The following is a 21,043-nucleotide window of genomic DNA, read 5'->3' on the forward strand; positions in this document are numbered from 1 at the left end:
TATTTTCTCCTATAAATATAGTTTAAAACGTTTATGTTATCAGTTTATTATTTTATACCGCTATTCTTCCATAGTAATAGCTTAAAAGATTTTTTTTCTTCAAGAACAGGACAAACACCATTAATATTATTAAAAATAAAACAATTAAACTAAAAAAAACATAATCCCCCCTTAAATCAAAGAAAAAAAAATATATTAAAATTAAAATTTTAACAAAAAAATTACACAAACAAAAATTAAATTTGTTTAAACAAAAAATAATATTAATTTAGCAAACGAATTAAAAAACTTATTTATTAATCAAACCAAACAAAAAAAACAAATTATGAAAAAATTATTATTATCAGCTTCTGCTGCATTAATGATGTTTTCTTGCCAAAAAGAAGACAGTGTTATTAACAATCAAGTTGACGCTTCTGCACACAGAGGATGTGCTTCTCACGAAGTCTTAGAAAGACAAATGCAAGAAGATCCAGGATTGGCATCTAGAATGAGTGATATTGAAAAACAAACTTCTGAAATTATCAAATCAGGAAGATTAGTAAATGGTGTTATTGAAATCCCAGTCGTATTTAACGTATTATACAGAACTACTGCTGAAAATATTTCATTAGCTCAATTACAATCTCAGATTGATGTTTTAAACAGAGATTTTTCTGCAACTAATACTGATTACAACACAGCTAACAATCCTTATGCAAGTGTAAGAAGTGGTAACCTAGGAATCCGTTTTGTATTAGATCAAGTAATCAGAAAAACGACTACTAAAACATCTTGGGGAACAGCTGATGCTATGAAAAAATCAACTCAAGGAGGTATTAATCCTACTGCTCCAACAACTAAATTAAATATTTGGGTTTGTACAATTGGAGGAGGAATACTAGGATATGCTCAATTCCCTGGAGGTTCTTCAGCTACTGATGGTGTAGTTTTAGATTCTAAGTATACAGGAAATACAGGAACTGCAACTTACCCATTCAACTTAGGACGTACAGCTACTCACGAAGTAGGTCACTGGATCAATTTACGTCATATCTGGGGTGATGCTACTTGTGGATCTGATTTAGTAGCTGACACTCCTGTTCATAACTCTGCAAATTCAGGTGTTCCTGCTGTAGGTCATAGATCAACTTGTACAGGTACTCCACTTGAAATGTACATGAACTACATGGATTATACAGACGATAGAGGAATGTATATGTTCTCTTTAGGTCAAAGATCAAGAGCTTTAGCAGTATTTGCTGCTGGTGGTGCAAGAAATTCTTTTGCTCAACCATAATATAAAATTTTTAATATGATTAAAATCCTGAGAGTATTTCTCAGGATTTTTTTTATATATTCGTTTCAAAAACGTAAAACATGGAAAGCAAAACCATTGCAAACGGAATTATAAGAGCAATCATTTCTTTAGTTCTCATTACAATTTTACTTTATTTTCTTTATAAAATTAAAACCGTAATTATTTACCTAATTATTTCATTATTACTTTCTATGATAGGCTCTCCTATTGTGGATTTTTTTAGAAAAAAACTAAAATTCAAAAATGTTTTAGCCGTATTAACAACCTTATTTCTTTTTGGACTTATCGTATTGGGATTCTTCTTAATGTTTATCCCATTAATAAATAGTCAAGCTACTCATATTTCCCTATTAGACAGTAAAGCATTATCTATACAAATAGAACATTTAATCATTCAACTAGAATCATTCTTAAATTCAAACGGCTTTAAAGCCGATCAAATACTTAATAAAAGCAACTTAACTAAATATTTTAATTTCCACTTTTTAAGTGAATTCCTAAATGCTTTTATCAATGCAATTAGTAATCTAGGAATGGGAATTGCTTCTTGTTTTTTCATTACTTTTTTCTTCTTAAAAGATAGAGCTATTTTTTTACGATTATTTAAAAATATCCTACCAGATGAACACGAAGAAAAAATAGTAGCTTCTATCCAAAAAATAGATTTTTTACTATTAAAATATTTTAGCGGTATATTGCTACAACTTCTAATTGTGTTTATACTTTATTTTCTGGTATTATTCTTTTTTGATGTAGAAAATTCTTTCATTATAGCCTTTATTTGTGCTGTTTTAAATATCATTCCTTACATTGGTCCAATCATAGCAAGTGTTTTAGCTGTTACTTTAGCTTTATTAAGCAGTTTTAATGGAAGTATTAATACCGAAATGCTATATCATGCGTTATATATTTTAGCTGGTTTTTTTGCAGTTCAATTTATAGATAATAATTTCAGCCAACCTATCATCTTTTCAAACAGTACAAATTCACATCCTTTAGAAATATTTTTGATAATCTTAATTTTTGGTTTTTTATTTGGAATTACGGGAATGATTATTGCCGTTCCATCTTACACTATACTCAAAGTAGTTGGAAAAGAATTTTTTCCTAACAATAAATTCATCTATTCTATCACAAAAAATTTATAATGATTTTTGATCTATTAGCACCTAAAGTACAAGAATTCATAGAAAATTCATTAACGTTAAATTTCACAAAAATAGCATTAATGAAAAACCCTTTTCCTGAAATACCCTGGAATGAAATTTTAAATCAAATTGCTTCTAAAGCAAAATCGAAAGAAAAACTACCTACTTGGTATCATCAAAAAAACATTATATTCCCAAGTAAACTATCAATAGAACAAACCTCATCTGAAATTACGGCTCTATACAAATCTTCTCTTATAAGCGGTAATAATTTAATTGATTTAACAGGTGGTTTTGGTATAGATGATTATTATTTTTCTAAGAATTTTAATCATCTCGTTCATTGTGAAATTAAAACTGATTTACATGAAATTGTAAAACATAATTTTAGTGAGCTAAAAACATATAATATTGAATGTTACCTAGGAGATAGTATTGAAACCTTAGTAAAATTAAATAATCATTTTGACTGGATTTATATTGATCCTTCAAGAAGGAATGACACTAAAGGAAAAGTCTTTTTATTAAAAGATTGTTTGCCTAACGTTCCTGATTTATTAGATTTTTATTTTCAATTTACAGAACATATATTAATCAAAACAGCTCCTATATTAGATATATCAGCAGGTCTAAATGAATTAAAAAATGTAAAAGAAATTCATATCGTAGCCTTTCAAAATGAAGTAAAGGAACTTCTTTGGATTATTGAAAAAGATTACAATAATACTATTTTAACAAAAGCCATTAATATTACTAAAGAAGAAAATGAGTCCATAGAATTTATATGGGGTAAAGAAAGTTTTAATTGTAATTATAGCAAACCTCAACTATTTTTATACGAGCCTAATAGTGCTATTATGAAATCAGGAGCATTTGATTATATCTGTTATTTGTTTCCTATACATAAACTTCATTCTTTCTCGCACTTATACACAAATAATGAACTTATTAATTTCCCTGGTAGAAAATTTAAAATAATTGAAAATATTTCATATAATAAAATAGAAATTAAAAAACACTTAGAAGGTAAAAAAGCAAATATTACAACTCGCAATTTTCCCGAAACGGTAGAAACTATTCGAAAAAAATGGAAAATAAAAGAAGGAGGAAATTTATATGCTTTTTTTACAACTGATATAGATAATAATAAAATTATTTTGCTTTGCGATAAAATTTAAAAAATGAAAATTATATTTAATTGGTTATTCCTTTTTACAAATTTTTATATTTGGTCACAAAAACCTTGCGAATTAGCCCTAAATATTAAGGACTCTATTAGTGTAATAAAGCAAACCAAAAGTTGCACAATCTATGAAAAAGTTTTTGGAGGAAAAACTACACTTATTTTCCTTTCTCTTATTTCTACAAACGGGATTCCTTCATTAAAATTAGAGCATCTTCAAAAAAGTCAGAAATTTGAAACACCAATTTGTTTTGATAAATCTTCTAAAATTATCTTTCAACTAAGTAATGGTAGAATTTATACTTTACTTTATGGTGATAATGATCGTTGTGATGATCTAATTTATAATGAAAAAGAACGTATAAATAATCGTTTTATAGAATCTAATTTCTTTTTTTTAAAAGATGATTTAGAAGAATTAAAGAAATACCCTATTAGTTTTATGCGTATTCACTTTGCTGGCACTTCTACAGATTATGTCATACGCAAAGAGTTAGATTGTGAGACACTGGTTGAAACTTATTTTCCTGCTCAATTTTTCATAGATCACTTTAATTGCATTTCCAATTAAAATTAGACAATTGAAAGTAACGAGCTCCTTCTAAACCATAATGCCACCATTCTGATTCTAATGCGTCAAAATGGTGTTTTTTCATCATGTCTTTTAACCATTTTCTATTTTTTAATATTTCTTTAGATAAATTACTATAAGTATGAGATGATTCTTTTCCAAAGTGATCAAATTCAGTTCCCATATTTAATTCATTTCCTAATTTATCTACTAAAGTTAAATCTACTGCTCCTCCTCTATTATGTATTGATCCTTTTTCAGGATTTGCTACATAATTAGGGTTGGAGATTATTTTCCACATTTTTTTTTGTATACTTAAAGGTCGATAACAGTCAAATAATTTTATTCTATATCCTTCCTTTAGAAATTCTTTATTAGCTTTTATCAATTGTTTAACTGTTTTATATCGCAAATAACAAGCATCGCAATCATATACCTTACTCTTTAAGAAGTTATCATTTGTGGCATATCTAATATCTAAAATAAAATTCTTAGAATAATCTTTTATATTTACAAATGTGGTATCATGTACAACAACAACGTTTTTATTTTGAGAAAAAAAACCCATTGAAAAAAAAATGGTTATTAAGATGATTATCTTTTTTATAAACATAAATCTTTTATATTTTTAAACTAATTCTCTTGTTTTGACTCTTTATAATATTCATAAAACCAAGTAATTGTAAAAGATGGTATAAAATCTAAACCTGGTGTTATTTCTTCAATAAAAGTCAAAAATCCTGCAATTTTACCAATTGTTCCTTTATAAAGAATACTCATTATAAATGCCGCAAAAGGAGCCCAAAAAAAGTCTATAAATTCGCCTGCTCCAGGAAATAAATAACTAAAATATCCCACAAGATCCATTACGATACTTATGGTTAATTTCCCAATTGTTGCTTGTTTCTTTTTTTTATTTAATTGATTATTGAATAAATACACAACAATAATATATAAATGATTAATATCTAGGATAAAATATTAGTTTTAAAATATCAAATATATCTATTTCTAAAATAATCTTACTATTTAAAGTGTTTTTTTGTGTTTTGGTATAAAAAACAGAAAACAGTTAAGTATTATATTTTATCTTACTATCTTTTAAAAAAATGCCATTGTACATTAAAGAATAAACAGATTAAGAAAAATACAGATAAAACACTTATTACTAATGATAAAGCTTTATAATATCTAGGTTTGTCTAAAATTGTTTTTATAAAATTTATGGACACAAAATCTTTATCTATCCAATTTTGTGATTTATATACGAATATGGAATTCAAAACAAAAAGATGACATGCTGTTGCTATTCTTGAATGAAAGAATTCATTAGCTTTAAAAGCTACTATAAATGAAGCTAGATGAACCATTAATACTGTCGCTTTGGGTAATAAAAATTTATTGTCGATTAATAATACTCCGATTAACCAAGAACCATAAATAAATTGTAATTCAAGGGGCGCATCATAGCCATAAATAAGGATTTTGTTATCAGGAGAAAGTATTGTTCCTGTTGATCTAAAATAATATATAAAAAGACCTATAGTTAATGCTATAGTGGGTATTAAATTATAATATGTTTTTTTAGTAAGTAAGGAAAGTAAAAAACCTCCTGATTGAAAAAAAAAGAATACAGCAAATACAATATCAAAAATAATCATTTCTATTTTTAAAGATGTATTTAGTTTTAAAGTGATACATATTAGATTAAAAAAAGTTTCTAATATTAGTAATCTTTTAATATCTGATGTTAAATTTTCTTTATTAAAAAAAGGAATAGCTAACAATGGAAAAAGTAAACTAATAATAATTTCATTATAAACACTTTTTTGAATTAGGTATTGAATAAAAAAACAGTAAAGTAGGCTTAAAAGGAAAAATAATGAGGTAGTATATAATTGATATTTTTTATTTGATAATAAACTCATTTTAAATGTATTAAATTATTTTTTTTAAATTGATATTTTTTATATTCTAAAGTTTTTAGATAAAGAATCAACATTTGGCTTATAACTCTAACAATAAGAAAACTTTAGATTTAATATCATACAAATTACATATAGATTAGAGCAAGACTAATCGTTATTTTTTTAATTTTTCAGGAATTTCATAAAATAGAGAGAGAAAAATAATTTATTAGGTGTAATTATTTTAATATCATTTTTTTATAGTATTTCATTTTAAATTTTCTATCCCAAATTAAATGTTAGACTTTGTGATGCGGATCAAAAGAGCAAAGAAGACAAAATATATTGAATTTTTTTCCGCAGATGTAGTTTTTCTACATGGAGGACAAAAATTTAATCTTTTCAGATTCAAAGCCATATATATCTGGAATAAATCTAATTTATAATATGGATTAAACTAAAATGATACTATTTTGTTTTCAAAATATTTAAAAACAAACGGAATGAATAACTACACCTAATAAATCATTAAAAAATTCTAAGCTTCTACTAAATAATCTTGTACTACTTTAGAACAAATAGCTGCATTTTCCATACATCTTTCAATTGTTGAAGGAACTGTCCATACTTGACTATCATCATTAATCCATTCTCCTGATATAAAAACGTTATCATAACTAGCTGAATTTATCCCTACTCTATTGTTATAATCTGGATTTATTAATTCATTTTCAAAAGCCCAAAAATATTTAGTGTTGTTTTCATTAATTATAGGGCCATGATGCCAATTTTTATATCTTTCTAAGTTAAAATCAGTATATTCAAGGTATTTTGCTCCAACACCAATATTTAAATTTCCATACATAATATCTTTATACATATTTTCCTTAATTCCTAATTGGAATAAGATTTCTTCTTCTACTTCTTTTAAAGTACATTCTATTAGAGGTTTGTTATGCAAAAGACCTTTTTCTTTTTCTGTTTTTGTAGCCGTAATAGAAACAGTTAATTTAACATTATTAGAAAACTCTTTATGTGCATATTTTTTACTATGATACAGTTTATAACTTAATCCCCAAGCTGAATCAGCTATAATTCCAATTGTTTTATTGATGAATAAATCTGGAATTTCTTTAAAATGAAATTGAAAACCATGACTTTTAATATAACTAACAGACAGTCTATCAGAAATTTTAGGCAACATACTTATAACTTGTTTAGGAGGTATGGCTAAAATAAAAGCATCTGCCTCAATAATGTTATCCTTTTCAGAAATTGCACTTAAAACTTTTCCATCGTTAATATTTAATTTTTTTACACCTTCGTTAAAATAAAAAGTTACTCCTTTTTGTTTTAAAAAATCATACCAAGGTTGTATTAAAGAATCAGATATAGGACCATTAAGAGTAATACTTGTTGTATTAGTTTCAGTATAGACTTTTTCTTTTGATAAGTTCTTATAATTAAAAAGTAATAAAAAATCTCCTGTCTTAGTATTTCCATTACCCCCTATCCAAGTAGATATTATTTTAAGAATGAAATTTGCCAATTTAGGTCTTTTTTCAAATTCTAAATATTCAGATAAAGGCATATTTAATGTGTTTTTATCTGCTTTATTTACTAACAATTTAGATCGAAACCAATAAATATCTTTTAAAGGTACTCCTGAAAAAAACAAAGAATTTGCTGATTTTAAATTATCTATCAATAGTTCAAAAAAATTAAAAAAGTTTCGTTTAAAATCCATGAACTTATTTTCATTTGCCCAATAAAATTGCACATTCTTTAAAGGTTCAATATTTTTTAACAAATTACTACCGTTATACTCTATTTCATTTAATGTATTAATAAAATTCATATTAGAGGCAAACATTTGTCTATGCGTAAGCTCCGTTGGTAAACCATCTTCAAAAGTCCCCATACATTTTCCTCCAGGTTGATCTTTTTTTTCATAAACAGTAACTATATTTCCTGTTTTAACTAATTCGTGAGCTAGTTTAAGTCCTGTAATACCAGAACCAAAAATTACAATTTTCTTCATTTGTTTAATTTATTATGCAAGCATACAAAATTAAAATTTTTTTTCACAATAAGCACTAAAAAACAAAACAATATCACAAATTAAATATAAAAAAAATAAAATAAAATAAAAACAACTTATTGTTTAAAAAAACCAAATAATAATAATATGCCTTAATGCTTTATTAAGTTCATAATAAAACCTCTTTAAAATAGATTCAATAATTTCAAAATTATTCTTCTTAAAATTCATTCAAAATAGGATACTGTATTAAGCTTAATAAAACTTTATTTGAAGTTCAATAAAATTCTTTGTTTATTTGTGAAAATACTTAGTAATGATTAAAGCCACTAATATTCATAAATACTTTGGACAACTAAAAGTTTTAAAAAGAGTAAATCTTGAAATCAAAAAAGGAGAAGTTGTCTCTATTGTAGGTGCTTCTGGAGCAGGAAAAACTACTTTATTACAAATTTTAGGCACTTTAGATCAACCTAGTTTAAAAAACAGAAAAGGTATAACCCTTAGTTCTTCTTTAAAAATTAATGGTCAAGATGTATTAAAAATGAATGATAAAGAATTATCTAAATTCAGGAATTTAAATCTTGGTTTTATTTTTCAATTCCATCAACTATTACCTGAATTTACTGCTTTAGAGAATGTCTGTATACCAGGTTATATTGCCAAAAGACATAAAAAAGAAGTCGAAGAAGAGGCTAAAAAATTACTAGCTTATTTAGGGTTAGAGCATCGAATGAATCATAAACCTATGGAATTGTCAGGAGGAGAACAACAGCGGGTTGCCGTTGCTAGAGCTATGATAAACAAGCCTAAAGTAATTTTTGCAGATGAACCTTCTGGTAATTTAGACACTACAACTGCAGAAAACCTACATCGATTATTTTTTAAACTACGTGATGAGTTAAATCAAACCTTTGTAATTGTTACCCATAATGAGGACTTAGCAGATATGGCGGATAGAAAGATAACCATTGTAGATGGTAACATAAAAGATATTCATAGTATAGAAGTAATCCTTGATTAAAATGGTTTTAACAGAATTAAAAAGTTTTTTAGATGAAAAAGTAGATTTATATAATCGTCTTAATTTTATAGACAGCGACCCTATACAAATTCCTCATTTATTCAGTATCAAAGAAGATATTGAAATTGCTGCTTTCTTAAGTGCAACTATAGCTTGGGGTAATAGAAAAATGATTATAAAAAATGCCCAAAGAATGATGAATTTGCTAGGTGATTCTCCTTATGATTTTGTTATGAATCATAATTCAAGTCAATTGGATAAACTGGGTTCGTTTGTACATAGAACTTTTAATGGACAAGATTTTATAGCGTTTATAAAAAACCTTCAACATATTTATTTACATCATGGAGGTTTAGAAACTGTTTTTACAAAACATACAGACCATAACTCCACTCAAAAAGCAATTAGTGAATTTAAAAAAGTTTTTTTTGAAATTTCAGATACTACTAGATCCCAAAAACATGTATCAGATCCTTTAAATAATTCCGCTGCTAAGCGAATTAATATGTTTTTACGATGGATGTGTAGACAAGATTCCTCAGGTGTTGACTTGGGGATATGGAATCAAATTTCTTCCTCTGCTTTATCTTGTCCGTTAGACGTTCATTCAGGCAATGTAGCTAGAAAATTAGGTCTCTTAAGTCGTAAACAAAACGATGCTAAAGCCCTAAATGAATTAGATAATAGCCTACGATTACTAGATCCAAAAGATCCTGTAAAATATGATTTTGCTTTATTTGGACTAGGAATTTTTGAAAATTTTTAAAACGATGAATTACAAATTTTATATTTTCAATCATTTAAATTAAGAATATAACATTTAAAAAAAATTAAAGTTTAAATAGGCACATTCAGAAGTAACCACACTTTTGTGAAAAAATAAAAAAATAACCCATTTTGATTTACAATCTTGGGGCATTTTGTTTTTTGATGGATTCAAGTCTTTAAAAATTGGTTTTTAGTTCGCAACAGGAGGCTAATTTTCATTTTTTATGCTACTAAAGTTTGCTGTTGCTGATAAATTCTTCGCCCTATTTCTAAAGTATTGGCTGTGTGAATGCCAAAGAAAATCCAAAGTATCTCACTTTTTTAAGATAAATAGGCAGGTAATACTATTTTTAAAATTTGATATATCCATAGAAATTTATATTAAAAACTTTAGTTCTAAAGCTTTTCTTTTTTATATAATTTTTTCCAACAGTAATAAGAGAGTTCGTAAGATTGCTTGCTTATTTGTGTCCATTTATGTGTAAAATTTGTAAAAGTAGAGGACTATCTATCATAATACTTATCAAAATTATAATTTTTATAGTAGTTTTTAGATATTGTAATTTCCCCTCTAATACACGAAGTATTAATATTATTAACTTTACAAGAAGTCAATTCACATTCGTTATGCTTTGGGTAATTAATGAATTGATTTTTAAAATCATATATATAATATAATTCATTATTTATAATAACTTGTATTGTATCAGTAGTTTGCAAACCATTATATTTGAAATTTAAACTGTTATTTTCATTATCAAATCGAAGTGATTTTCTAATTTTTCCATTGTTTACAATATTTCTGAACAATTCAAAAGCAAATTTTTTATAGTCATTTGGTTTTTCCTTAGCAAATAAAATAGAATATACAGGCCATTCCGCACAAAGAATTTCCTGCTTGATTAACTTTCCGAGGCATTCCTTTTGTGGTTCTCTCTTCCATTTCTTCTTCTAGCACCTCTCTATCAAACCATCTAAACCTATTATGTTTCCAAACTTTTATTTCTCCTTCGCTTTTAGGGTCGTCAATATAAGCTCTAACATAGATAAATCTGTCACACATATCCTCTTCATTCATAGTAATTTTAACAGTGTCCCCTGTAACTTTTAACGGTACATCTATCCATTTATTTTGTGAGTATTTTGGACTATGGTAGCGCATTTGCCATTTGGTTAGCCTACGAGTTAAAGGTGTTTCATTATCATATTGTGTGACTTGAAACGTATATTCTTTTCCAAAAATCATTCCTAGCTGAGTACCTCCTGATTTATCATTCTTTGAACCCAGATCTAAATTTGTAACTAGTTCTACTTTTTTTACTTTTCCTTGGTTTAATACTATTTTGGGAGGCTCTATTGGCGTTTTATATGATGTGCCTTTTTGGGCACAGTTAATAGAAATCTTTATATTTATCTTTATTAAAGTATTCCATTGTATCTTTTTTTGGATTGTTAGTGTTTTTAGCGTAGGTCATTTGTCCTTTACAATTCATCATTAATAGTGATAAAATTGCATTAATTATCAATTGTTTCATTGCACATTTTTTTTAACGATTTTCCATTGCCAGTGTAAGGTGCTTTTTCTATCTTTCCTGTAGCTCATTTAATTTAAAAAAACGGAAATCAATACTTATTTATTAACATAATAAAGAGTATGATTATCATTATTATTATTGTAATTATTGAAATGCTTACTGGAAATAGCCAAACAGAATTTCTTAGATTTGAAACATAAAAATATGCTAAAATCAATATAATTATATTAACCCCTGAAAAAATAATAAATTCAATAAAATCTGATGGAATTTTTGAACTTTGATATTTATGCACATACCAAAGTCTTACAATTGATAATAATTGAAATATAAATATTATAAACGGAATAACTTTATTCATGATTTTTTATTTTTTATAAGCCTCGAGAGATCCTCCCGCAATTTTGTTTTCTTGTCCTTTTTCTATAGGATAAATTTTTTCAAGCAACACATTTTCAAGGACTTTTATTGAAACTTTCAAGTCTTTCCATTCTTCTCGGTGTCGTTTAAAAACTAACAATACAATTTCAGAAGCCACAGTTGCCTTCATAGCCTCCTTTGATTTTCCTTGCTTGTCAGGCTCCCCATGTTTGTGAGAATCTTGTGCATCATAGCCCTGAAATTTAATTATTTCATCTTTACTATTTCTCTGCACATGCGATAATGAATATGAATCTTGTACCATATGCAATATTTTTCCTATTTCAAATAAACCATCATCACCTTTCCTCTTAATGGCTTCAGTAAACCAAATTTTAGCCTGGTTAAGAATTAAATTTCTAACTTGTTCATTGGTGTTTTTACCTTTTGGTGCCATTGAATGCCAAAATTGTTTACTTCCATTGTGACTTTCGTAGGCAAGTGTGCCCTTCTTATCTAAATCTCGCCAAGTTCGATAGTAACACGTTTCAATATTGTTACTATTACAAGGAACATCTGGCCATGCACATCCTTCATCTAAACGATAGTCATAAACAAATCCTACCTTCTTAGCCGCTGTTTTTGTAATCTCTTCATGGATAGCACCACCACCTCTAATTTTAAAAAACTCTACATTTATTTTTTCACCATTTTTAAGGGTTACCAAGCCATGGTCGTCTAAATCATCTTCAATGAAGATTAGATCTTTTGATTTTTCTTCTCTTGATGGATTATTACTATCCACTTTTCCTTCAAAATCACGAATTTCTCCTTTTGAATTTTTAATCTTAAAAGAAGCATAATTAAAATCCTTATTTAATAAATTATTATATTTTATAAAATCAGCCTCAAAAATTGTTCCTTCATCACCAGACGTTTCTCCACCAATATCATCATAATAATTTCTTAAAAGATCCTCAATGTAATGTCCTGTCTCTTCAAGCATTACTCTAAATAATAACCAATTTTTTTTGAATCTTTTTCCGCTTCAAATATTAAATTTTCATTTAAGTAAACTGTTTTTTGATGATAAAAACCTAACTCTGATTCTGAAAGTCCTTTTTTAGCTTTCCAATTTAACTTTGGGACAGATCCATTTTTTAAATTTTCCATCAATTTCTTAATTGAAGAATGTTTAATATCTTTCCCAAAGATCCCTTTCATTCCAGCAACAAATGGTTTTGAGGTTATATAATCAAAAACATCTTTACTGTTTAAATAAGGGGGCTTTAATATTCCTGTGTTTTTAAAATATAAATCAGATTCTATAAATACTATTTGTTCTTGTGACTCAATTTTAAATTCTGGAGGATCTTCAGGCTTCCCATAACTCACACCTTTTTCATCACCTTTAAAACTTATAGATTTAAGTGAATTTAATACTATATCTTCTTTGGCATACCAAATATCATTTCCTTTTGTTGTCTCTATAATTTTTCCGCCAACATTTCTTATCCTAGTCATTTTTTAAAAAGATTTAGATTGTTCAGCACTGTTTATTTTTGCTTCTTTTTTTGAATGTTTAGCTATTTCGCCTTCACTACTAGAGGTAATTCCTTTTTGGCTATTTGTAATCCTTTCCTTTTCAGTGTGCGATTCTAGATTTCCAATAATATTCTCTATTAAGTTACCTTTGACATCTATTAAACTATTGCCTGCTACGAATAAACTATTGATCATACCCACTGTTGCTGATTTATTAGCTCCAGCACTTTCAGTTATATTCATACCAGCGGAGGTTGTAATATTCATTCCTGCTGTCATGCTAATATTTCCACCAGCATTCATAGTAATATCATTAGGCGCATTCACATTAATATTCCCATGACCGTCCATCGTCCAAGTGTTGCCACTAGGATCCTCTATAAAAACAGAACCTTGGGCATCGTTTAGAATAATTTTAGTTCCAGATCGGGTATGAATGGCTTTTACATCATTGCCGCTAGTATGGTACCCACTGGTTTCGCTTCCGTTATAATGAGTGCCTAGTACAAAAGGTTTTTCTGCATTGCCGCTTTCAAAACCTACAAGAACTTCTTCGCCTATTTCGGGGATAAAATGAAATCCTTTGCCTGCTCCTGTAGATAATTGTTTTTTGAGTGTATCCCCTTTCAAAAAGCAATAATAGAAGCAAGAATCATTTCATAAAACTTAGTTATTTATATATTCACTATATTTTTTATCTATAACTTTACCAGTTTCAGCATCAAGGACAAAAGTTTCAATCAAATCAGATTGTTTGAACCAACTCACATACCAAACATTTTTTTTCAAAGCATTATCCATTCCTCTAGCTATTTCAGTATGAATGCCTCCAGTGATTGGACCTCTGGTTAAAGGGATTTTCTCTTTTTCGCAAAATTGTAATACTTGCTCGAAAGTAAATTTGTAAGGTGCGTCATAGTTGGTTTCTTTTATAAGTTTTCCATCTTCACCAAACTCATACCACGTGCCTATCTTACACTGTGAATTATTATTTAAAGCAGAACCTTTAATTTTAATATTACCATTCTTATAATATCCTTTTGTTAAAGTAAAATAAGAATTTGGAACTGTAAGTCTATAAGAACTATCTGTTAATTCTAAATAAGAATTATCTTTTAAATAAATAGTAAAGCTAACATCATTATATTTTATTTTCAGTTCATCATAATATTTTTTATCAAATTTTTCAAAATCTTTGGTAACTATTGGTTCCATAGTGTTATAGTCGTTAATCGTTTGTTGAGTATATCCCATTTGATAAAACAATAGTAGAAGCAAGAACCATTTCATAAATACTTAGTTATTGATATATTCACTATATTTTTTATCTATAACTTTACCAGTTTCAGCATCAAGGACAAAAGTTTCAATCAAATCAGATTGTTTGAACCAACTCACATACCAAACATTTTTTTTCAAAGCATTATCCATTCCTCTAGCTATTTCAGTATGAATACCTCCAGTGATCGGTCCTTTAGTTAATGGTATTTTCTCTTTCTCACAAAATTGTAATACTTGCTCGAAAGTAAATTTGTAAGGTGCGTCATAGTTGGTTTCTTTTATAAGTTTTCCATCTTCACTAAACTCATACCAAGTGCTTATCATACATTGAATATTGTTATTTAATGTTAATCCTTTTCTTATTATGTTACCGTTTTTATAATATCCTTTTACTAATGTAAAATAACTATTTTTTGGAGTTTCTCTATAGGTGTCCTCAAACATTTCTATGTATAATCCACTTTCTAATGTTTTTTCAACAAAATAATCCTTAGATGTAGGATTGACAGTTGTTTTATATTTATTAAAAAGTGTATAATCAAACTTTTCAAAATCTTTTGTTATTGTAGGTTCTTCCATAGTTGTATTATTTTTTTGTTGTGCAGAACACGTTTTAAAAAAAAGTAGTAATAATAGTAAATGTCTCATAATTATTTTGTTTTTTAGGTTATGCTACCATTTGCTATTATCCATTGCCATTGCCATAGAGTATAGCGTTCTTGTGGTGGATTCAACATATGGGAGTAATCCAATAAATTTTCTGTCTTAGCGTATTCAAAGGTAAATTTAGCATTTGCATCTGCTTCTTTGTTTGCAAAAGTGTGTGGTAGTTTAAAACTATGCAAAAATTCATGTGCTGCGGTTTGATCGTTTTTAGCTGCAAAAAGCATTACATTTTTACCACTAGAATAACCATTAAGACCTTTGTATGCATTACTGGTATCCATATAACCTCCATCTTCCCCAAAATAGAATGCAATAAAGTGATTGTCATATTTATGTTCATCTCTAGGGTTTATTGTTTTTAGTTTATCACTCAATTTTTTTCTTAAAAATTTTTCTAAATCTTCAAATCGAGCTGGTTGATGTGTGCTAATCATTAAAGTGTTAGTAGTGGTATTTTGCATAGGTTTATAATAGCATTTTAATACATTTTTATTATTTTTATTAGGATCTTGTGTTACATATTTTCCTCCTGCTTGTAATTCAGGTTCGGTACTCATATCAAGTATTTCGGTATCTACTTTTACATCTATTAGTGCCTGATGCAAATATTTTTCAAAAAGAGCTTGCTGGTTGGCATTATTGCCTGCTTTTTTATTTCCTACTATGTTTGCAACATTTGTTTCGACCTTTACTAACACGATTTTTGCTTTTTTACGTTGTTTGTTTTTCCACACCAGCAGTTTGCCTGCTAGTTTTTTCTCTTCAATAACTGTACCATTCGCATTGGTGGTTTTAGTAATAGCATTAAGTGTAATAGTTTGGTCTGAGGTAAATTCATCTATACATTCTATAGTTAGATGGTCTATAAGAGCGTGTTTTCCTCTACCTTTTCCCTTTACATCAATCTCCATTGGTGTGATTAAAAAGTTTTTGTTTTCTTCAAATCGCAATATTTCAGGCTCTTCTTCTATATCTACAATAAGGCTTAGAGTGGCTTTTGTATTGCTGTAGTTAGTGATTTTCTTTTCAATTAGTGGCTGTTTTCCTTGACCTTGAGGTGTTTTTTTTGTGATTTCTTTTGGGTATAAAGAAATCCACGTACAAAAATAATCTTCTTTTATAGGGTTATTTTGTGAATCTTTAATTTCGTTACCTGAGCTATCTTTTTTGTTTTTCCAAGTTATGGTGTGATATTTATAAGCTGCTTTGAGTTTATTAAATAAACCTGGGTCTGTTTTGTAAAAACCAGCATTAAAATTAGAATCAGTTACTAGATTTGTAAAAGCTGCTTCTTTATATTGTTTGACAATTATTTTTTCATAATTAGTATCACCAAAAATATTACTTCCTCCTGTAATTAGAGCAGTATCTTCAATTCGCATCCAATCACAGCCATATTCTTCACCTTTCCAATCTTTTTTAGGTCTAAAGTGAACAATACATTTAGCTTCAATTTTCCCAGATTCTACTGTAGGAGCAGTTCCTGGATTTCCGTGTGTAATTCCTTGTCTTGCCGTTATATTAACACTTCCTTCTAAAGAAGTTAAAGTAATAGGTCCTTCAGAATAAATGTTATATTCACCTCCAACAATTTCTGTAATTTTCCCTCCAACAATTCTAGTTCTACTCATAATTAATATTGCTTAGATTTATTAGCTGAATTTATTTGAACTTCTTCGCCTGAATGTTTATTTAAATTTTTTGTACTTGTTATATCCATTCCTTTATCTGAGCTGACGGAGGTCTTGCCTTTTTTAGTCTCACTATGCACATCTCCTTGAATAACTTCCGTCAACTTACCTGTTACTATCGTCATCATATCCATTGCAACTGTAGTATTTTTCATGGCTCCAATGGTTTCGTTTTTGTTGATTCCTGCACTTTCAGTTATATTCATACCAACGGTTGTGCTCATGTTTTTGCCTACATTAATAATCATATCTTCGCCTGCGGTAAAGATCATGTTTTTTGGCGCATTCACATTAATATTCCCATGACCGTCCATCGTCCAAGTGTTGCCGCTAGGATCCTCTATAAAAACAGAACCTTGGGCATCGTTTAGAATAATTTTAGTTCCAGATCGGGTATGAATGGCTTTTACATCATTGCCGCTAGTATGGTACCCACTGGTTTCGCTTCCGTTATAATGAGTGCCTAGTACAAAAGGTTTTTCTGCATTGCCGCTTTCAAAACCTACAAGGACTTCTTCGCCTATTTCGGGGATAAAATGAAATCCTTTGCCTGCTCCTGAGTGGGGTTGTATTAGGCGAATCCATGGGGTTTTTTGGTTTTTTCTTTCTTGCCATGGAAATTGTACGCGTATACGCCCCATGCTCATAGGATCGTTGTTGTCTACTACCCGTGCGGTTTGTTCTTCGCAATTAGGATAGGTGTTGTCGTCAAAATAAGGAGGGGTCCATAAATCGGGAATGGCTACGAACTCGTTGTAATAGCTATTGCCATCATGAAAATGTTGAATTTCTATGATGCGATAGGTTTCCATAGGGCGGTCGTTTATATCAACTAGTTTGGTTAGATCGCCTTGTTTGAGTTGGGGGTCTTTGCTTTTGCCTTTTACGATCATCAGGTTTTCTCTGAGTTCTTTTTGTTTTCGTACGGCATCTTGTAACTCTCTATCGGTTCGGTTGTTGATACCCGTGGGGTTGTGGAGTTTGTTGGGTTTTTTATGGAATACGTTTTTTGAGGCTTTTAGGGCTACTTGTTGATAGGGGTTGACTTTATTTTGTAATTGAGCCGAGGCGCTATCTCGTTGTAGGCTGGTGCCTGATTCTACATCGTAGGTGGTGTAGGTAAATTGTTGTGGTTTTACTGATATTTCAAAGGATACGTGTACTAGGTCTACACTTTCGTCTAGGTTTATGATTTTAGGGCCTACTTTGTTGCCTAACACTAGGCTCTGTCCGTTGTAATACAGGTATTCGCCATAGCGTATGGCAAGTTGTTGTAAAAATTGATAATCTGTTTGGTTGTATTGTACGGTGTAAGGCAACACATTTTGGGTGTTGTTGTTTCGGACAATGGTATGAAGGGTGTCTTTGGGGTATTGGGCGGTTATGTCTTGAAAGATTTCTTCTAGGGTTTTGTTTTCAAAACTTTGGGATTCAAGTCCTTGTTCTAACATAATGGTAGGAGCGTGTCCTGTAATATATAGTCTACCGTAACCGTCTTTTTTTAAAAGGTTTAAATGGGTTATAATGCCTGTAAAGGTTTGTTTTATTTCTCCAAATCGGTGCAGGTGGATGTGTATGGTTTTTCCTAGATAATTTTTAGAATTTTCCATGATGTAGGCTTCTTCATTGTCTAGGGAATCGGCACGGGTATCTAGGGTAAAGGTGTCGTGTTCGTTGGTTTTTTGATGGAACTGTAGGTTAAAATGGGATTTTTCTAGGAAGGATTTGCCTTCTATGGTAAGGGTGCAGTAGACTAATGGACTGGATTTGTCGGCTAAAAAGTCTTTAAAGGAACGTAATGAGGCGTATTGTGCTATATCATCAGGATGATTGAGTCTTCCGTAGTCACTGTTATAAGTATCCATAGCGTGTATGTGTTTTAGTTGTTTAGTTGTTGTTTAATCTTTCCATTTCTTTTCGTGTGTAGCTTCGTTTAGAACAAATCGTTTGGCCATTAGGCGTAGGGCTATTTGTAGCGGTTCGTTGTTTTTAGCATCAAAGTATTCGGAAAAGGAAACACAATAGGCTTTTTCAAATTTTAACTCTTGTAGTTTGCTCATGGCATCTCTTCTAAAGAATGTAATGGTACCGTTTTTGGTTTGACTGTGGTCGAGCATCCATTGTAATAGGTTGGATTTTCCGTTGCTTTCTATACGGATATTAATTTCGCCTCCTTGAGGCATTCCTTCGGGTTTTCCTGTAGCGTCTATTTGTTGTGTAAAATTATAGTCGCAACTGAGTATGTTATAGGTGTTTCCGTCTAGTTCTAATTTAGCTAAAAAGGACATGTTTGTTTGTTTTTAGGGTTGTTTATTTGAAAGAAAAAAGAAAAAAGGCGATCCCAAAAGATCGCAACTATCATTTAATGGAGTTCTTTTTAGACTAGGGTTGACCAGTGTAAAACCTAGGGGGTAATACAATGATTGATCTAGCCAATGTCATTTCCTTATGGAAAGTAACAAAGAACTGGGGGTTAAAAAGTTGCTTTTAGGGAACGCCTTTTTGAAGGGATTATACCCATTCGTTTTCGTAAGCTCCTGAACCTAGTTCAATTTTTTTAGCTGAAATGGTAAAGGTTTCTGTTAATGGATTTACGCCTGTTGAATCAAAGTTTTCTCTGAATTTTACTACGTAAGCTTCTGAAAATTTTAATTCTTTTAGAACTGCTTCGCTGTCTCTTTTAAAGAATTTTACACTTCCGTCTTTTCTTTCAAATGAGTTGGTCATCCACTCGAAGAATGAAGTGTCTGCAGTACCTTCAATTGTTAATTCAATTTTTCCTCCTCTAGTTACAGTAGAAGGTCTACCCGTTGCGTCTGTTTCTTGAAATAAACCGTAGTTTACATTTAATACTGTGTACTCTTTTCCTGCTACTGCTAATTTTGCTTTAAATGACATAATTATAAATATTTAAAAAATTAAGAAATACATAAGGATATACCTATAAAGGTATAGAGTAGGTTAAAAAATGATTTGGGGGTGGGTTTTGTTAGGTAATAACCAATTTGAGTAGGATCGTTTGGTTTTTGTGCTTTCATAACATATTTTTTTAATAATAATAACCATTTATGGAAATATGACTAATTCAAATATAGTAAACTTGTTTTATAAAAACAAGTTTTTGTTATAAAAAATTAAAAAGTAAGCAGTATTTTATTTTTTATTGTTTTAAAAAAGGATTTGCATTAATTGAGGTCACTGAAAAACCTTGTTTATTTTGATCAATTTGGTTTTCTAGAGATATAAAAAACGCTTATAAAAGGATTTTAAAGATACTTTATAAGCGCTTTTATTTTGTAACTGTTTTTTATTTTAGGTTATATGAGTCAGTGTTTTTTGCCTTAAGTAGGGTCATTTGGCAAAATGTATGTGTAGGTTATCTTTTTTACATTAATTTGAGTATTCTTTTTAAGTTGACTGTAAAAATTGCCATTGCACCTTGCATTTGCATATTGGTAATACCGTACGATATTGCTCTGTGGTAACCGTGTATGTTTTTCAACTCACTATTTTGGCTTCTATCTTGTATCTATGTTTTGCTTTTTCTTTGTAATATTCTGTATCTTGAAAAGCTATTTGGTCTCGATGCAGTTCTGATTTTATGGATACTGAATATGTTTTTGTTTTGGCTCCTTCTTTGTAACAACCTTTTTTTAAAGGACAAGACTTGCATTTTTCGATATCAAAATAATAAGTATCTACTTGATTTGTCCCAACATCTTTGGTTCCACCACGGGCTTTTCGTATTGCCAAATATCCTGCTGGACAAACAAATCTATCGGCATCTTTGTTGTAATCAAATTTATCTTCTTTTTTTCTAAATCCTTGTGTTATAGATGGATTTAAACGAGCTATTACTTTAATATTTTGTTCACTTGTAATCTTAAGGTTTTCTTTTCCAGAATAAGCCGCATCACCAATGATGGTATCAACATCAATTCGGTTTTCTTGACTTATTTCTAAAAGTTTAGGCAATTCTGGTCCATCTCCTTTTTCTGATTTCGGTGATAGCACAAACTCGTA

General features: G+C 29.2%; 22 protein-coding genes and 1 pseudogene. 6 read left to right on the top strand and 17 right to left on the bottom strand.

Annotated features, from left to right (window positions below; genetic code table 11):
- Positions 1-325: 325 nt before the first annotated feature.
- The 4 genes from ACUXZJ_RS13450 (at position 326) to ACUXZJ_RS13465 (ending at position 4,202) form a co-directional block, all read left to right on the top strand.
- Entirely contained in the window at positions 326-1,279 is a 954-nt protein-coding gene (locus ACUXZJ_RS13450; protein WP_060382498.1) for a zinc metalloprotease, read from the top strand.
- 80 nt (positions 1,280-1,359) lie between these two features.
- A complete protein-coding gene (locus ACUXZJ_RS13455; RefSeq protein WP_060382499.1) occupies positions 1,360-2,448 on the top strand; it encodes an AI-2E family transporter in 1,089 nt (362 codons plus the stop codon).
- Positions 2,448-3,626: a class I SAM-dependent methyltransferase gene (locus ACUXZJ_RS13460; protein WP_060382500.1), complete on the top strand. Its 1,179-nt coding sequence runs from the start codon at positions 2,448-2,450 to the stop codon at positions 3,624-3,626. The genes ACUXZJ_RS13455 and ACUXZJ_RS13460 overlap by 1 nt, the downstream gene beginning before the upstream one ends.
- Before the next feature lie 3 nt (positions 3,627-3,629).
- On the top strand, positions 3,630-4,202 hold the full coding sequence (locus ACUXZJ_RS13465) for a hypothetical protein (RefSeq protein ID WP_060382501.1): 573 nt from the start codon (positions 3,630-3,632) through the stop codon (positions 4,200-4,202).
- On the opposite strand, the gene ACUXZJ_RS13470 is transcribed toward ACUXZJ_RS13465, so the two are convergent.
- From ACUXZJ_RS13470 to ACUXZJ_RS13485, 4 genes are all read right to left on the bottom strand, one after another.
- Positions 4,183-4,815 (bottom strand): M15 family metallopeptidase, encoded by a 633-nt coding sequence (locus tag ACUXZJ_RS13470; RefSeq protein WP_063743804.1) that lies wholly within the window; start codon positions 4,813-4,815, stop codon positions 4,183-4,185. The two genes, ACUXZJ_RS13465 and ACUXZJ_RS13470, sit on opposite strands and share 20 nt — an antisense overlap.
- Positions 4,816-4,835: 20 nt before the next feature.
- Positions 4,836-5,144: a hypothetical protein gene (locus tag ACUXZJ_RS13475; RefSeq protein ID WP_376777356.1), complete on the bottom strand. Its 309-nt coding sequence runs from the start codon at positions 5,142-5,144 to the stop codon at positions 4,836-4,838.
- Between the two features lie 152 nt (positions 5,145-5,296).
- On the bottom strand, positions 5,297-6,130 hold the full coding sequence (locus ACUXZJ_RS13480) for a hypothetical protein (protein ID WP_060382503.1): 834 nt from the start codon (positions 6,128-6,130) through the stop codon (positions 5,297-5,299).
- Positions 6,131-6,647: 517 nt separating this feature from the next.
- Positions 6,648-8,150: an oleate hydratase gene (locus ACUXZJ_RS13485; protein WP_088467076.1), complete on the bottom strand. Its 1,503-nt coding sequence runs from the start codon at positions 8,148-8,150 to the stop codon at positions 6,648-6,650.
- A gap of 316 nt (positions 8,151-8,466) precedes the next feature.
- Here ACUXZJ_RS13485 and ACUXZJ_RS13490 point away from each other — a divergent pair, with 316 nt between their 5' ends.
- Together ACUXZJ_RS13490 and ACUXZJ_RS13495 are read left to right on the top strand one after the other, a co-directional pair.
- Complete coding sequence (locus ACUXZJ_RS13490; RefSeq protein ID WP_060382505.1) at positions 8,467-9,174, top strand: ABC transporter ATP-binding protein; 708 nt, start codon at positions 8,467-8,469, stop codon at positions 9,172-9,174.
- Position 9,175: 1 nt separating this feature from the next.
- Complete coding sequence (locus ACUXZJ_RS13495; protein ID WP_060382506.1) at positions 9,176-9,940, top strand: TIGR02757 family protein; 765 nt, start codon at positions 9,176-9,178, stop codon at positions 9,938-9,940.
- A 506-nt stretch (positions 9,941-10,446) separates the two neighbouring features.
- Here the strand turns inward: ACUXZJ_RS13495 and ACUXZJ_RS13500 are convergent.
- The 13 genes and pseudogenes from ACUXZJ_RS13500 to ACUXZJ_RS13560 form a co-directional block, all read right to left on the bottom strand.
- Positions 10,447-10,752 (bottom strand): hypothetical protein, encoded by a 306-nt coding sequence (locus ACUXZJ_RS13500; protein WP_063743802.1) that lies wholly within the window; start codon positions 10,750-10,752, stop codon positions 10,447-10,449.
- A 37-nt stretch (positions 10,753-10,789) separates the two neighbouring features.
- Positions 10,790-11,188 carry a hypothetical protein gene (locus ACUXZJ_RS13505; RefSeq protein WP_063743801.1) on the bottom strand — a complete coding sequence of 133 codons (399 nt, stop codon included), beginning with the start codon at positions 11,186-11,188 and terminating at the stop codon, positions 10,790-10,792.
- A gap of 145 nt (positions 11,189-11,333) precedes the next feature.
- Positions 11,334-11,477: a hypothetical protein gene (locus ACUXZJ_RS13510; protein ID WP_158447568.1), complete on the bottom strand. Its 144-nt coding sequence runs from the start codon at positions 11,475-11,477 to the stop codon at positions 11,334-11,336.
- A gap of 367 nt (positions 11,478-11,844) precedes the next feature.
- Complete coding sequence (locus ACUXZJ_RS13515; RefSeq protein WP_063743800.1) at positions 11,845-12,843, bottom strand: zinc dependent phospholipase C family protein; 999 nt, start codon at positions 12,841-12,843, stop codon at positions 11,845-11,847.
- Positions 12,843-13,361, bottom strand: a complete 519-nt coding sequence (locus ACUXZJ_RS13520) for a hypothetical protein (RefSeq protein ID WP_063743799.1) — start codon at positions 13,359-13,361, stop codon at positions 12,843-12,845. Before ACUXZJ_RS13520 ends, ACUXZJ_RS13515 begins: the two co-directional genes overlap by 1 nt.
- Positions 13,362-13,364: 3 nt before the next feature.
- Positions 13,365-14,012 (bottom strand): phage baseplate assembly protein V, encoded by a 648-nt coding sequence (locus ACUXZJ_RS13525; protein WP_235875808.1) that lies wholly within the window; start codon positions 14,010-14,012, stop codon positions 13,365-13,367.
- Positions 14,013-14,048: 36 nt separating this feature from the next.
- Positions 14,049-14,672, bottom strand: a complete 624-nt coding sequence (locus ACUXZJ_RS13530) for a hypothetical protein (RefSeq protein ID WP_446195245.1) — start codon at positions 14,670-14,672, stop codon at positions 14,049-14,051.
- 6 nt (positions 14,673-14,678) lie between these two features.
- Positions 14,679-15,311, bottom strand: coding sequence for a hypothetical protein (locus ACUXZJ_RS13535; RefSeq protein WP_235820817.1), 633 nt, complete (start codon positions 15,309-15,311; stop codon positions 14,679-14,681).
- A gap of 14 nt (positions 15,312-15,325) precedes the next feature.
- Complete coding sequence (locus tag ACUXZJ_RS13540; protein ID WP_413230511.1) at positions 15,326-16,960, bottom strand: hypothetical protein; 1,635 nt, start codon at positions 16,958-16,960, stop codon at positions 15,326-15,328.
- A 2-nt stretch (positions 16,961-16,962) separates the two neighbouring features.
- Complete coding sequence (locus tag ACUXZJ_RS13545) at positions 16,963-18,885, bottom strand: type VI secretion system Vgr family protein (protein ID WP_446195247.1); 1,923 nt, start codon at positions 18,883-18,885, stop codon at positions 16,963-16,965.
- A gap of 33 nt (positions 18,886-18,918) precedes the next feature.
- Positions 18,919-19,308, bottom strand: coding sequence for a type VI secretion system tube protein TssD (tssD, locus tag ACUXZJ_RS13550; RefSeq protein WP_060381384.1), 390 nt, complete (start codon positions 19,306-19,308; stop codon positions 18,919-18,921).
- Positions 19,309-19,531: 223 nt separating this feature from the next.
- A complete protein-coding gene (tssD, locus tag ACUXZJ_RS13555) occupies positions 19,532-19,918 on the bottom strand; it encodes a type VI secretion system tube protein TssD (RefSeq protein ID WP_060381383.1) in 387 nt (128 codons plus the stop codon).
- 487 nt (positions 19,919-20,405) lie between these two features.
- A pseudogene (locus tag ACUXZJ_RS13560) lies at positions 20,406-21,016 on the bottom strand (transposase); the annotation flags it as partial.
- Positions 21,017-21,043 lie beyond the last annotated feature (27 nt).

It is taken from the genome of Flavobacterium sp. TN-1, from assembly GCF_052828645.1.

Excerpts from the sequence above, each read along its gene's own strand:
- ACUXZJ_RS13505 (WP_063743801.1), bottom strand. The coding sequence starts at position 11,188 with ATGATTTTTGGAAAAGAATATACGTTTCAAGTCACACAATATGATAAT.
- ACUXZJ_RS13520 (WP_063743799.1), bottom strand. The coding sequence starts at position 13,361 with ATGACTAGGATAAGAAATGTTGGCGGAAAAATTATAGAGACAACAAAA.
- ACUXZJ_RS13450 (WP_060382498.1), top strand. The coding sequence starts at position 326 with ATGAAAAAATTATTATTATCAGCTTCTGCTGCATTAATGATGTTTTCT.
- ACUXZJ_RS13545 (WP_446195247.1), bottom strand. The coding sequence starts at position 18,885 with ATGGATACTTATAACAGTGACTACGGAAGACTCAATCATCCTGATGAT.
- ACUXZJ_RS13495 (WP_060382506.1), top strand. The coding sequence starts at position 9,176 with ATGGTTTTAACAGAATTAAAAAGTTTTTTAGATGAAAAAGTAGATTTA.
- tssD (WP_060381383.1), bottom strand. The coding sequence starts at position 19,918 with ATGTCATTTAAAGCAAAATTAGCAGTAGCAGGAAAAGAGTACACAGTA.
- ACUXZJ_RS13465 (WP_060382501.1), top strand. The coding sequence starts at position 3,630 with ATGAAAATTATATTTAATTGGTTATTCCTTTTTACAAATTTTTATATT.
- ACUXZJ_RS13485 (WP_088467076.1), bottom strand. The coding sequence starts at position 8,150 with ATGAAGAAAATTGTAATTTTTGGTTCTGGTATTACAGGACTTAAACTA.
- ACUXZJ_RS13540 (WP_413230511.1), bottom strand. The coding sequence starts at position 16,960 with ATGAGTAGAACTAGAATTGTTGGAGGGAAAATTACAGAAATTGTTGGA.
- tssD (WP_060381384.1), bottom strand. The coding sequence starts at position 19,308 with ATGTCCTTTTTAGCTAAATTAGAACTAGACGGAAACACCTATAACATA.
- ACUXZJ_RS13535 (WP_235820817.1), bottom strand. The coding sequence starts at position 15,311 with ATGAGACATTTACTATTATTACTACTTTTTTTTAAAACGTGTTCTGCA.
- ACUXZJ_RS13490 (WP_060382505.1), top strand. The coding sequence starts at position 8,467 with ATGATTAAAGCCACTAATATTCATAAATACTTTGGACAACTAAAAGTT.
- ACUXZJ_RS13455 (WP_060382499.1), top strand. The coding sequence starts at position 1,360 with ATGGAAAGCAAAACCATTGCAAACGGAATTATAAGAGCAATCATTTCT.
- ACUXZJ_RS13530 (WP_446195245.1), bottom strand. The coding sequence starts at position 14,672 with ATGAAATGGTTCTTGCTTCTACTATTGTTTTATCAAATGGGATATACT.
- ACUXZJ_RS13470 (WP_063743804.1), bottom strand. The coding sequence starts at position 4,815 with ATGTTTATAAAAAAGATAATCATCTTAATAACCATTTTTTTTTCAATG.
- ACUXZJ_RS13510 (WP_158447568.1), bottom strand. The coding sequence starts at position 11,477 with ATGAAACAATTGATAATTAATGCAATTTTATCACTATTAATGATGAAT.
- ACUXZJ_RS13515 (WP_063743800.1), bottom strand. The coding sequence starts at position 12,843 with ATGCTTGAAGAGACAGGACATTACATTGAGGATCTTTTAAGAAATTAT.
- ACUXZJ_RS13480 (WP_060382503.1), bottom strand. The coding sequence starts at position 6,130 with ATGAGTTTATTATCAAATAAAAAATATCAATTATATACTACCTCATTA.
- ACUXZJ_RS13460 (WP_060382500.1), top strand. The coding sequence starts at position 2,448 with ATGATTTTTGATCTATTAGCACCTAAAGTACAAGAATTCATAGAAAAT.